At 76.7% G+C, this 12,527-nt stretch carries 9 protein-coding genes; 8 read left to right on the top strand and 1 reads right to left on the bottom strand.

The window, feature by feature from the left end; translation table 11 throughout:
• The first annotated feature begins 183 nt into the window (after positions 1-183).
• The 6 genes from ACFVGO_RS27105 to ACFVGO_RS27130 all read left to right on the top strand — a co-directional run bounded on the left by ACFVGO_RS27105 (position 184) and on the right by ACFVGO_RS27130 (position 9,376).
• Complete coding sequence (locus ACFVGO_RS27105) at positions 184-2,130, top strand: FtsX-like permease family protein (RefSeq protein ID WP_380634542.1); 1,947 nt, start codon at positions 184-186, stop codon at positions 2,128-2,130.
• Complete coding sequence (locus ACFVGO_RS27110) at positions 2,127-3,398, top strand: MFS transporter (RefSeq protein WP_359899471.1); 1,272 nt, start codon at positions 2,127-2,129, stop codon at positions 3,396-3,398. Before ACFVGO_RS27105 ends, ACFVGO_RS27110 begins: the two co-directional genes overlap by 4 nt.
• On the top strand, positions 3,391-5,502 hold the full coding sequence (locus tag ACFVGO_RS27115) for a prolyl oligopeptidase family serine peptidase (protein WP_380634545.1): 2,112 nt from the start codon (positions 3,391-3,393) through the stop codon (positions 5,500-5,502). Before ACFVGO_RS27110 ends, ACFVGO_RS27115 begins: the two co-directional genes overlap by 8 nt.
• A gap of 35 nt (positions 5,503-5,537) precedes the next feature.
• Complete coding sequence (locus ACFVGO_RS27120; RefSeq protein WP_359899475.1) at positions 5,538-6,368, top strand: ABC transporter ATP-binding protein; 831 nt, start codon at positions 5,538-5,540, stop codon at positions 6,366-6,368.
• Positions 6,369-6,408: 40 nt separating this feature from the next.
• Positions 6,409-8,451, top strand: a complete 2,043-nt coding sequence (locus ACFVGO_RS27125) for a thioredoxin domain-containing protein (RefSeq protein ID WP_359899477.1) — start codon at positions 6,409-6,411, stop codon at positions 8,449-8,451.
• Positions 8,452-8,515: 64 nt separating this feature from the next.
• Positions 8,516-9,376 (top strand): GNAT family N-acetyltransferase, encoded by an 861-nt coding sequence (locus ACFVGO_RS27130; RefSeq protein WP_380355642.1) that lies wholly within the window; start codon positions 8,516-8,518, stop codon positions 9,374-9,376.
• Positions 9,377-9,506: 130 nt separating this feature from the next.
• On the opposite strand, the gene ACFVGO_RS27135 is transcribed toward ACFVGO_RS27130, so the two are convergent.
• The gene (locus tag ACFVGO_RS27135; RefSeq protein WP_359899587.1) at positions 9,507-10,439 is read right to left on the bottom strand and encodes a hypothetical protein; all 933 of its coding nucleotides are present in this window, start codon (positions 10,437-10,439) and stop codon (positions 9,507-9,509) included.
• 400 nt (positions 10,440-10,839) lie between these two features.
• On the opposite strand from ACFVGO_RS27135, the gene ACFVGO_RS27140 reads away from it, so the two are divergent.
• Together ACFVGO_RS27140 and ACFVGO_RS27145 are read left to right on the top strand one after the other, a co-directional pair.
• Positions 10,840-11,445 carry a papain-like cysteine protease family protein gene (locus ACFVGO_RS27140; RefSeq protein WP_380634549.1) on the top strand — a complete coding sequence of 202 codons (606 nt, stop codon included), beginning with the start codon at positions 10,840-10,842 and terminating at the stop codon, positions 11,443-11,445.
• Between the two features lie 8 nt (positions 11,446-11,453).
• On the top strand, positions 11,454-12,347 hold the full coding sequence (locus ACFVGO_RS27145; RefSeq protein WP_380355639.1) for a hypothetical protein: 894 nt from the start codon (positions 11,454-11,456) through the stop codon (positions 12,345-12,347).
• Positions 12,348-12,527: the final 180 nt, after the last annotated feature.

The following is a 12,527-nucleotide window of genomic DNA, read 5'->3' on the forward strand; positions in this document are numbered from 1 at the left end:
CTGGCGCTTCAGGAGCTCGACGAGGAGATCGTCGTCGACGCCCCGTTCAGCTCGTACAGCCTGTTCAGCTGCTGACCCTCGGGGTCCGGCAGTACCGGATGGCAGGTGGGGAAGGCCGCGGCACATGCGGCCTTCCCCAACTCTGCATCCTATTTACCGTTTTGGGGTGAGATAACCGTGGCCGTGGCATCGGAACCGACTACCCGACCGAGCGGACCGCTCGGCGCGCTGCGACTGTGCGTCGCCGAGGTACGGGCGTACCCGGGGCGGGTCATAGGTGTCGCGGTCGCCTGCGCGCTCACCGCCACCGGCGTGGGCGCCTGCCTGCTGCTCCTCGCGGCGGTCAGCGGCCCGTCCTACCCGGAGGATTCGGCGGCCGGGGCGGCGGCCAAGGACGCGCAGAGCCTGCTGGGCCTGCTGCTGACGCTGCTGCTGATGTCGGCGGTGCTGGTGACGGGGTCGACGGTCGCGCTCTGGACCAACCAGCGGCTCGGGCAGTTCGCGGTGCTGCGCGCCCTCGGGGTGACGGCCAGCCGGCTGCGGGCCCTGGTCGTCGCGGACGTCGCGCTGGTCGCGCTGGCCCCCTCCGCCGTCGCCGCGGTGGCCGGGACGGTCCCGGCGGCCGGGTTCGGCCGTCGCCTGCTGATCGAGCGCGAGCTGTTCCCCGCCGCGGTAGACCTGCCCTCCGCCGGGCAGACCTGGGCGATCGCGGCCGGCGCCTGCCTCGGCACCTGCGCGGTCGCGGTGCTGGCCGCGCTGGCCAGCGTGCTGGCGGCCGGCCGGGTCCAGCCGATCGACCTCCTCAAGGACCAGTCACTGGCCCTGGCCCCGCCCCGCCGCAACGTCGGCCGGCTGGTGGCGGGCATCGCCATGGTCCTCATGCTCTGCGGTCCGCTCGTGGCCCTGATGGTCGCGATGGACCTGCCGCCGGTGCTCCAGGGCGCGCTGGTGATGGGCCTGGCCACGGTCGTCATCCCCACGCTCGCGGTGCTCGCGCCCTGGTTCGTGCCGCTGCTCGTCGGCCCCTGCTGCGCGGTGCTGCGGCTGGACCGGAAGGCCGGCCGGATCGCCGCCGCCGGGCTGCGGGCCGCGCCCGCCCGGACCACCGCGATCGCGGTGCCCGTCCTGCTGGCCGTCGGCACCGTGGTCTGCCTGCTCGGCTCGGGGGCGACCATCGGGGCCGCCGTGCAGCAGCAGACCGAGCAGGCGCTGCGGGCCGACGCGGTGGTGACGGCCGAGCCGGGCAACCAGTTGCCCGCCCGGCCCGCCGGCCTGCCCGGCGGGAGCACCGTCGCGCCGATCGCCACCCGGGTGACCGCGCCGCCCAGCTTCTACGACAACAAGCCCAAGCCCACCCGCGCCTGGGGCGTCGACGGGGCGGCCCTGCGGAGTGTCCTGGACCTCGGTGAACAGCAGGGCCGGCTGGACGAGTTGGCGCCCGGTACGTTCGCCGCCGGCAGCACCGAGGCCACCTCGCACCACTGGAACCTCGGCCAGGTCGTCACCTTCACGCTCGCCGACGGGCAGGCGGCGCAGCTGCGGCTCGTCGCCGTCTACCAGCGGGATCTGGCCTTCCCCTCCTACGTCCTCCCCGCCGACCTCGCCCTCGCGCACACCCCGGCCCCGTACGCCGACCGGGTGCTGCTCCGCGGTGACCCGAGCGCCTGGGAGCTCCGGCCCGGCCAGCGGCTCGCCACGCGGGCCGACTACCTGGCCCACCTGCGGCCGCGCAACGTGCAGGACGACATGGCCTCCCGGCTGATCGTCTCCGTGGTGGGCGGGTACGCGCTGCTCGCCGTCGCCAACACCTGCGCCATCGCCCAGCGGGACCGCCGCTCCCAGCGCGCCCACCTGCGGGCCCTCGGCCTCGGCCGCGGGCAGCTGCTGCGCTGCGTGGTGTACGAGGTGCTGGCTTCGGCGCTGGTCGGGACGGTCCTCGCGGTGGCGACGGCCGGGATCTGCCTGGTGCCGCTGGCCGGGGCCGTCGGGCAGGGGGTGCTGCCCGCCCTGGACGTGACGTGGACGGTCGGCGTGCTGCTCGGGGTGCTGGCCGCCACCGCCGTCCCGGCGGCGCTGGCGGCCCGTCCGTTGCGCGGCATCCGGAGCCAGTTCGCGACGGGGTCGGCGTGAGCGCGGCGGCCGTCGGGGGGCTGGGGCGGTCGTTCTGGCTGCTCTACGGCGGCGAGTCCGCCTCGGCCCTGGGGACGGCCGCCTCGGTGATCGCCCTCCCGGTGGTCGCGCTGCGGGCCGGCGGCGACGTCCGGCAGGCCGGACTGGCCGGCACGGCGCTCTCCGTCGGGGTGCTGCTGGCCCGGCTGCCGGCCGGCGTCCTCGCCGACCGCTGCGAGCGGCGGACCGTGCTGCTGCTCGGCAACGCGGCCGGCGCGGTCGTGCTGGCCGTGCTGGCCCTGTCGGCCGCCGGCGGCACGCCACCGCTGTGGGCGCTGCTGGTCGCCGCCCTGCTGCTCGGCGCGGTGGGCAGCACCCTGGCGCCCGTCGAGAACGTCGTGGTGCGGTGCTTCGTGCGGCCCGAGCACCTCCCCCGCGCGGTCGGCCTGCTGCAGAGCAGGGCGGCCGTCGCGACGACCGCCGGCCCGCTGGCCGGCGGCGCGCTGCTGGCCGTCCACCCGTCCTGGGTGTTCGCCGTCGACGCCGGCAGCTACCTCGCGGCCGTCTGCTGCGTGGCCCTGCTGCCCGGGGGAAGGCGGGAGCGCCCCGAGGACGAGCCGGCCGCGCCCGGAGTCCGGGCCGCGCTGGCCGAAGGCGTCCGGTTCATCTGGCGGGTGCCCTTCCTGCGCTACGCGGTGGTCAACGCGGCCGTGCTCAACCTGGTGTTCAACGGGCTGCTGATCGTGGTGGTCGCCTCGGGCGGGGGAGCCCTGCACATCGGGGTGCTGACCGCGGCCCTGGGCACCGGCGGGCTGGCCGGATCGCTGCTCGCGCCGGCCCTGGCCCGGCGGCTGCCGCCCGCCCGGGGCATCGCCCTCGGCACCGCCGTCGTCGCGATCGCACTGCCCGGTTTCACCCTGGCCCAGGGGCACTGGGCGGCGGTCCTGCCGCTGGCCCTCGCCGCGGCCGCCGGGCCGGTGGTCACCGTGCTGATCGCGGTCACCCAGATGGAGGTGACCCCGCCGGGTCTGCAGGGCCGGGTGCACAGCGGCATCGGCTTCCTCGCCCAGCTGGTCGCACCCGCCGGGCCGACCCTCGCGGGCCTGTGCGCCCACGCGTTCGGACTGACCGGCACGGTGGCCGGTGCGGCCGTGATCGTGGTGCTCCTCGCCGTGGCCGGGACGGCCGCCACCGCGGGCCGGTCCGGCTACCGGCCTCCCGGCCCGGCCGGGCCGGGAGGCGACCCGGAACGACGGAGCGACAACCCCGCGGAGGCCGTTCATGGCTGACCTCGACCACCGGGCGGCGCACCCAGAGCCGGCGGACCCGTACCGCTGGCTGGAGGACGCGGACGCCCCGCGCACCCGGGCCTGGCTCGCCGATCAGCGGCGCCTGCTGGCCGCCCGCCCGCAGCGCTCCGACGAGCCCGCCTGGGCCGCCCTGCTCGACCGGGTGGAACGGGAGGCGCCCGACCGGACGCCCACCCCGCCCGCCGAGGCCGGCGGCCTGCTCTTCCGCCACGAACGCGGCCCGGACGGCGACGTCCTGACCGTCCGGCACCCCGACGGCACCCGCCGGACACCGACCGAGGGCGTCATCGGCCCCGGCGACCGGATCGCCGGCTGGCAGCCCGAGCCGCACGGCCGGTTCATCGCCGTCCAGCTGCACCGGGACGGAACGGAGACCGGCGGCCTGCACCTGCTCCCCACCCACCCGGGCGACCGGACCCGCCACCTGCCCGACGCGGCCCCGTACGCGACCCTCGCCTTCACCGGAGAGGCGCTGGTGTACACCGCCGGCACCCGCACCGAGCACACCCTGGTGGCCCGCCACCCGGCCGACGGCCCCGCCCGTCGGCTCGCCCTGCCGGTGCCCGGCCCGGTCCGGCTCACCCTCCACGGCGGACCGGGCGGGAACCTGCTGCTGCGCACCCGCCCGCAGCCGTCCGGCCCGGTGCGCTGGTGGGCCACCCGGTGGACCGGCCGGGCGGTGCCCGACTGGCAGCCGCTGGACCTCGACGGCCGGCGGGTCACCGCCCTGGACCTGAACGAGACCGTCTGCTTCCTCGCCGGCGACGAGCTGCTCGCGCTGGACCTGGACGAGCTGGCCCGGGGCGCCACCGGCCGGCCCGCGCCGCTCGCCGTCGGCGGGCCGCCCGCTGCCGGCGAAGCGCCCGTCGTCGGTGAGGCGCCCGCGGGCCCGGTCACCGCCCTGCGGGTGCTCGGCCCCGGCCGGAGGCCCGGCCTGGCGCTGCTCCGCCGGCTGGGGACCGCCCACCGGCTCGACGTGCACCGGCCGGGCGGGTCGGCGGACGGGTCGGCGGAGGGGGCACCGGGAGAGGCGGCGGGCGGGGCGCCGGGTGGCCGTGCCACCGCACTGCACTGGCCCGCCCGGCTGCGCCTCGGCGCCACCCCGCACGACCGGCACGGGCGGGTCGGCGGGTCGGTCTGGCTGCTCGCAGACGACCCCCGGTACGGCACCTGGACCAGGAGCCTGGACGGCTCGGGCCCGGTCGAACCCCCCGAGCGCCGCGCCGCGCTGCGCACGCTCACCGCCGCCGGCCGGGACGGCGCGCCCGTCCCGGTGACGGTCTGCGACCCCGGGCCGCAGGACCGCGGCCGCCCCGCACCCACCCTGCTCACCGTCTACGGGGGCTTCGGCCTCCCCCTGGAACCCGCCTGGGACCCGGCCCTGGAGGCCTGGCTGCGGGCCGGCGGCCGGATCGCCTGGGTGCACGCGCGCGGCGGCGGCGAACTCGGCCCCGCCTGGGCGGCCGCCGGCCGGGGCGCCGGCAAGAGCGCCACCGTGGACGACTTCCGGGCCGCCGCCGCGATGCTGGTCGAACGCGGGGAGGCCCCGGCCGGCGGGCTGGGCGCGCTGGCCGCCAGCAACGGGGCCCTGGTGGTCGCCGCCGCGCTCACCCGGGAGCCCGGTCTGCTGTCCGCCGCGGTGTGCGCGGCCCCGCTCACCGACCTGGCCCGCTACCAGGTCGGCGGCCTCGGCCGGCTCTGGGCGGAGGAGTACGGCGATCCGGCCGACCCGCAGGCTCTGCGGGCGCTGCTCGACTACTCCCCGTACCACCGGGTGGTGCCCGGGACGGCGTACCCGGCGGTGCTGTTCGCCACCGGGGCGAACGACGCGCGGGTGCCGCCCTGGCACGCCTGGAAGCTCTGCGCGGCGCTCGGACGGGCCGGCACCGGGGCCGCGCCGGTCCTGCTCGACCACCACGACAGCGGCGGCCACCAGGGCCGCCCGGCCGCGGCCGGGCGGGAGCTCGCGGTCCGCTCCCTCGCCCTGCTGGGCGCCGGCACCGGCCTGGTGCCGCCCGTCGGCCCGTGCACCGGCCCGCCCGCCGGTCCGTCCGGCCCCCGGCCGCCCAGACCCCAGTCCTGACCTTCGCCCGTGTCCAGCCGAGGAGAGCACCACCGATGACCGAGCCCCACTCCCTCGCGGGAGGCCCGTCCCGTCCCGGAGGCCCGCCCCGCGCCGCCGCGAACCACGCCCCGGCCGCCGCGGCGGCCGTCGACCTGACCAAGGTGCACGGGTCGGGAGACGCCCGGGTGGTGGCGCTGGAGCGGGTCTCGGTGGCCTTCCGGGAGGGGGAGTTCGCGGCGATCATGGGCCCGTCCGGTTCCGGCAAGTCCACCCTGCTCCAGTGCCTCGCCGGGCTGGAGTCCTGCACCTCGGGCGCGGCCCGGATCGGCGACGTGGACCTCACCCGGCTGAGCGACGGCCAACTGACCAGGCTCCGCCGTGACCACGTGGGCTTCGTCTTCCAGGCCTTCCACCTGATCCCCACCCTGACGGTGTCGGAGAACATCACCCTGCCGCTGACCCTGGCCGGCCGCACCCCCGACCAGCAGTGGCTGCGCACCCTGGTCGAGGCGGCCGGCCTCGGCGCCCGGCTCGGCCACCGCCCGGCCCAGCTCTCCGGCGGCCAGCAGCAGCGCGTCGCCTGCGTCCGGGCGCTGGCCGGCCGGCCCCGGATCGTCTTCGCCGACGAACCGACCGGCAACCTGGACTCCCGCTCCGCCGCCGAGATCCTCGCGCTGCTGCGCCGGTGCGTCCGGGAGCTCGGCCAGACCGTCGTGATGGTCACCCACGACCCGGTCGCGGCCTCGTACGCCGACCGCGTCGTCTTCCTCGCCGACGGCCGCATCGTCGACGAGCTCCTCGGCCCGACCCCCGACCAGGTGCTCGGACGGATGCGCACCTTCGACGCCAACCTCGGGATCAGTTACTGGTCCGGACCGGCCTGACCTGCCGCGCGCCGAGCGCCGGATGCGCGAGGATGGACGCATGCCGAACCGTCTCGCGGACGCGACCTCGCCGTACCTGCTCCAGCACGCCGACAACCCCGTCGACTGGTGGCCCTGGGGCCCCGAGGCCTTCGCGGAGGCGGAGCGGCGCGGCGTGCCGGTGCTGTTGTCCGTCGGTTACGCGGCCTGCCACTGGTGCCACGTCATGGCGCACGAGAGCTTCGAGGACGCCGGGCTCGCCGAGTACCTCAACGAGCGGTTCGTGCCGGTCAAGGTGGACCGGGAGGAGCGGCCGGACGTCGACGCCGTGTACATGGAGGCGGTGCAGGCCGCGACCGGGCAGGGCGGCTGGCCGATGACGGTGTTCCTCACCCCCGACAAGGAGCCGTTCTACTTCGGCACCTACTTCCCGCCGCAGCCCCGGCACGGGATGCCGTCCTTCCGGCAGGTGCTGGAGGGCGTGGAGGCCGCCTGGCGGGACCGCCGGGAGGAGGTCGGGCAGGTCGCCGGGCGGATCCGGGCCGACCTGGCCGAGCGGGCCGCCGTCTACTCGGCCGGCGCCCACAACCCGCCCGGCGAGGCGGACCTGCACCAGGCGCTGGTGAGTCTCAGCCGGGACTTCGACCAGAGCCGGGGCGGCTTCGGCGGCGCGCCCAAGTTCCCGCCGGCCATGGTGCTGGAGTTCCTGCTGCGCCACCACGCCAGGACCGGTTCGGAGGCGGCGCTGGAGATGGCCGTCCGCACCGGCGGGGCGATGGCCCGCGGCGGCATCCACGACCAGCTCGGCGGCGGCTTCGCCCGGTACGCGGTGGACGCCGGCTGGGTGGTGCCGCACTTCGAGAAGATGCTGTACGACAACGCCCTGCTGCTGCGCGCCTACCTGCACCTGTGGCGGGCCACCGGCTCGCCCCTCGCCCGCCGGGTCGCGCTGTCCACCGCGGACTTCCTGCTGCGCGAACTCCGCACGCCCGAGGGTGCGTTCGCCTCCGCGTTGGACGCCGACAGCCTCGACGAGGAGACCGGGCAGTCCGCCGAGGGCGCCTACTACGTGTGGGAGCCCGGCCAGTTGGTCGACCTGCTCGGCCCCGCCGACGCGGCCACCGCCGCCCGGCTGTTCACCGTCACCGCCGAGGGCACCTTCGAGCACGGCACCTCGGTGCTCCAACTCCTCGCCGACCCGGAGGACTTCGCCGAGTACGAGGCGATCCGGTCGCGGATGGCCGAGGCCCGGGGGGCCCGCCCCGCCCCGGCCCGGGACGACAAGGTGGTCGCCGCCTGGAACGGCCTGGCCGTCGCCGCGCTCGCCGAGACCGGCGCGCTGCTGGACCGCCCCGACCTGGTCGAGGCCGCCGAACGCGCCGCCGACCTGCTGCTCGCCGTCCACCTCACCCCGGACGGCCGGCTGCTGCGCACCTCCCGGGACGGCCGGGCCGGTGCCAACGCCGGCGTGCTGGAGGACTACGCGGACACCGCCGAGGGCTTCCTCGCGCTGTACGCCGTCACCGGCGAGTCCTCCTGGCTCCAGCTGGCGGGCGGCCTGCTCGACACCGTGCTCAAGCACTTCACCGACGAGGCCTCCGGCGCGCTCTACGACACCGCCGACGACGCCGAGGAACTGATCCGCCGCCCGCAGGACCCGACCGACAACGCCACCCCGTCCGGCTGGACGGCCGCCGCCGGCGCCCTGCTCACGTACGCCGCGTACACCGGCTCCGACCGGCACCGCACGGCCGCCGAGCGGGCCCTCGGCGTGGTCGGTGCGCTCGCCGGCCGGGCGCCGCGGTTCATCGGCTGGGGCCTCGCCGTCGCCGAGGCGCTGCTCGACGGGCCGCGCGAGGTCGCCGTGGTCGGCCCGGACGGCGATCCGGCTACCGCGGCGCTGCGACGGGCCGCGCTGCTCGGGACGGCGCCGGGGGCCGTGGTCGCGGTCGGCGCGCCCGGGGAGCCCGAGGTGCCGCTGCTGGCCGACCGGCCGCTGGTCGGCGGGGCGCCCGCGGCGTACGTCTGCCGGCACTTCGCCTGCGACGCCCCGACCACCGATCCGGCGGCGCTGGCCGGGAAGCTGGGCGTGGCGGTCGAGTAGCGGGAGCCCCGGCGGCGGCCGAGAAATCGTTGGCGAACCGGCCCCGGGCGGTCCACCATGGGCCATGACCTGGACTTTCAGCACCTCCCTCGACGAGTTCCGCGACCAGGCGGGCGCCTTCCTGGCCACCCGCCCCGCCGAGAACACCGTCCTGCTCACCATCGCGCACCGGCTGGCCGCGTCCGGCCTGACGGTGTTCGGCGAGCCGCCGGTCTTCGGCTGGTGGCGGGCCGAGGAGGACGGTCCGGTCGCCGGGGCCTTCCTCCGGACACCGCCGTTCGATCCCAGGCTCTCCTTCATGCCGCCGGCCGCGGCCGCCGAGCTGGCGGTCGACCTGGCTGCCGCCGGGTCCGGGTTCACCACGGTGACCGGGGTCGGCGGGGGTGCCGAGGCGGTCCGCGCCTTCGCCGCCGCGTGGACGGCGGCGACCGGCACCGAGCAGTCCGTCCGCTTCGACGAACGGCTCTACCGGCTCGGCGAGTTGACCGACCCGCCGCGCCCGCCCGCGGGCCGCCACCGGCTGGCCGGACCGGCCGACCGCGAGCGGGCGATCCGCTGGTACGAGGAGTTCCTGGCCGAGGCGGGGGTCGACGTCCCCGATGTCCCGCGGGCGGTGGACGAGCGGACCGCGAGCGGCTGCCTGCACCTGTGGGAGGACGACGGCCGCCCGGTCGCCCTGGCCGGCAGCAGCCCGATCCTCGCCGGGATGTCCCGCATCGGCCCGGTCTACACCCCCGTCGAGAGCCGCGGCCGCGGCTACGGCACCGCCGTCACCGCCGCCGTCTCGGCCCACCTCCTCTCCCGCGGCGCCACCGAGGTCCTGCTCTACACCGACCTCGCCAACCCGACCAGCAACTCCATCTACCAGCAGATCGGCTACCTGCCGGTGGAGGACTCCCTGATCATGGACTTCCGCCGGGCGTAGCCGGTGCCGGTGCCCGGTCGCGCGTCTCCGCCCGGTGCCCGGTCACGTGTCCCCGCCCGGCGTCCGGTCGCGCGTCCCCGCCCGGCGTCCGGTCGCGCGCCCCCCGGCCGGGCACCGGGCCGGCCGCCCCTCACTCCCAGTCCCAGCGGATCCCCAGCAGGCACGGCCGCACCGCCGTCGCCACCAGGTGGACGCATTGGTGCCCGTCGAGGGTGAGCTCCTCGGTCTCGTACGGCGCGGCGCCTGGGGAGTGGAGGGCGAAGCGGTGGCAGCGGACCGGGAGGGCGGCGGGGTGGAAGGTGATCTGGAGGACGTACTGGCCGGCGCCGGAGTTGAAGCCGCGGACGTACTCGCAGCTGGGGTCGGGCGAGGGGGAGTCGTCGAAGCCGTAGCCGAGCAGGTGGGTGTCGCCGGTGCGCAGGCGGCGGTCGAGGAGGAGTTCGGCGGCGAGCAGGTGGTGGGCCTGGTCGCGGCGGATGCGGCCGGGGCGGCAGTTCTCCTCGGCGCGGACGCCGACGCGGGTGATGTCGCTGCCCGGGTCGCCCTGGTAGAGGGCGAGGTAGCGGTCGATGCCGTCGCGGTGGGCGCGCAGGGCGTGCTGGGAGTCACGGCGGGCGATCCGGCGGTCGGGGCCGACCCGGATGCGCTCGATGTGGGTGATGGTGTGCAGCCCGGTGTCGCGCGGGCCGGCGAGGGTGGCGAGCAGTCCGTCGACGGCCACGGCCGGTGAGATGAGGTCGCGGTAGGGGCGCACCGGCGGGCCGGCCGGGGCGGGGCCGGCGGCGCGACGGGGGCCGAGCAGCCGGGTCAGGGAGTGCTCGGGCAGGTCGAGGACCTCCTCCAGGGCGGCGACGGCGCGCAGTGACTCGGCGCGTTCCGGGCGGCGGTGGCCCTGCTGCCAGTAACTGAGGCTGGTGAGGCCGACGTTGACGCCGCGCAGGGCGAGGTGGCGGCGGATGCGGTGCAGGGCGAGGCCCCGGGCGGAGATCGCGGTGCGCAGGGCGAGGTGGAAGGGTCCCGTGCGCAGGGCGGCGGCGAGGTCGGCTGGGTCGCTCCTGTGGATGGCGGCCTCCTGGGGCGGGCGTGCGGGTGTGCGGGTGTGCGGGCGTGCGGGCGTGCGGGCGGTCCGGCGCCGACGGCTGGGACGGGCCGCCGTTTGACCGTGAATATTCACATCGATGCGGCGGTTTGTCACCGGTCCGGGCCTGCTGCGCGGGGGTTCCCGGGGCGTCGTTCACATCCGCGCCGGCCCGTTCACATCCGGGTCCGGGCCGCACCGAGGCCCGTTGACCCGTACCTGACGAGGCGCGATGCTCGGGGCGCGATCCGGACCGCGCCCCCACACAGCCCCTCGCTCCACTCGCGCAAGGAGGCATTCCCCCATGCCAGTTCCACGGATACGGCTGCGCCGCGCGGTCTCGCTGCTCACCCTCGGCGTGCTGGGCCCGGCGCTCACCACCGCGATGGCCGCACCCGCGATCGCCGCCCCGGCCGGGCAGCCGGCCCAGTACCGGGCCGAGGCCCAGGACCGGGCCGCGCACCAGGTCCGCCAGGCTGCCGCGCCCGGCAGCACGGCCGACCTGGCCGGCACGTACAAGAAGCTCAACATCACCATGCAGCAGCAACAGCAGACCAACTGGTGCTGGGCGGCGAGCGGGAACACCATCGCCACCTGGTTCGGCTACAACTACAGCCAGAACCAGTTCTGCAACGCCGCGTTCGGCCGCTCCGTCAACTCCAGCTGCCCCAACAGCCAGGCCACGCTGGGCGATGTGCAGAACGGGCTGAGCTGGATCGGCATCAACCCGGGTTCGTACGTCAACGGGTACCTGAACTACGGCACCGTGCAGTCCGAGGTGAACGCCAACCGCCCCATCGAGACGCGCATCCAGTGGAGCTCGGGCGGCGGCCACATGCACGTCCTGTACGGCTACGACACCGGGAGCAACTGGGTCTACTGGGGCGACCCTTGGCCCTCCAACTATCGCTACAACTGGGCGGATTACCAGTACTACGTGAACAACGACACGTTCTCGTGGACCCACTCCCTGTACCGGATCGGCGCGTGAGGGCGACCATGACCGAGATCAAGAGCCGCCGTCGGGCCGCCACCTCCGCCGCCTCCACGGCCGCCGTCACCGTCCTGCTCACCGCCGGTCTCGCGCTGGCGCTCGCCCCGGCCGCGCACGCGGACTCCCCGTCCGCCCCGGCCCCGGTGCCCGCCGCCGAGCTGGCGCAGGCCCGCAGCGCCGTCCAGGACGCGGCCGTCCTCGACAAGGTCGGCCACTTCTTCGCCCGCAAGGGCGTCCCGCCGACCCGGCAGCTGACCATCGGCGCCGCCGAGGAGGCCCGGGCGGCGAGCGAGGCCGCGCCGCGGCTGGCCGGCGACACGGTGCCGGTGTACCTGCTGGACCCGGGCTTCGTGGCCGGCACCCCGGGCGCACCGGTGGCGAAGGCCGAGTTCACCGCCAGCAAGGTGGTCGCGGCGGACGGGCAGAGCGCCTCGGTCTGGACCGTGCGGCAGGGCGGCGCCTGGAAGGTCGTCAACATCGCCTCGGGCGGTGACGAGAGCGACTACGCGGCGAAGGCGGCGGGCAGCGGCGGCGGCACCGCCTTCCGCGAGCCTCAGGTCAACGCCTGGTACGTGCTGCGCGACGGCCGGGTGCTGCCGCTGGACGACGAGGCCCGGCGCTCGGTGGGCGCGGGCGGGGTCACCCTGGCCGCGTACCAGCAGCTGGTGCACCAGCGGTACGGGGACAAGCTGCCCGGTTCGGCGTACGACCGGTCGGGCGAGGGCGGCGGCTACCAGGTGGACGCCGCGCCGGAACTCGCCGCCGTGGCGCAGGCCCCGCAGGCCCCGGGCGGCGGTTCGGAGCTGCCGGCCGTGACGGCGGCGGCCGCCCTGGGAGCCACCGCGCTGGTGGGCGCGGGTGCCGTGCTGCGGCGGAGGACGGGCGTCCGCCGCGGCTGACGGCGGGCGGGGTCCGGTCGGTCGGGCCGGGCCCCGCTGCCCGCACGCGTGATGAACCCGCAGGCGTGATGAACCCGTGCACCGAACAGAAAGAGGACAGCCGCACAGGCGCCGAACAGGGCAGAAGCCAGGCGGGGAGGGGGCGGGGCGGGGGACAGGGGGGGGAAGGGGGGGGGGGAA

This window comes from Kitasatospora sp. NPDC057738 (assembly GCF_042798815.1).
In the GTDB taxonomy this organism is placed as follows: domain Bacteria; phylum Actinomycetota; class Actinomycetes; order Streptomycetales; family Streptomycetaceae; genus Kitasatospora; species Kitasatospora lactacystinica.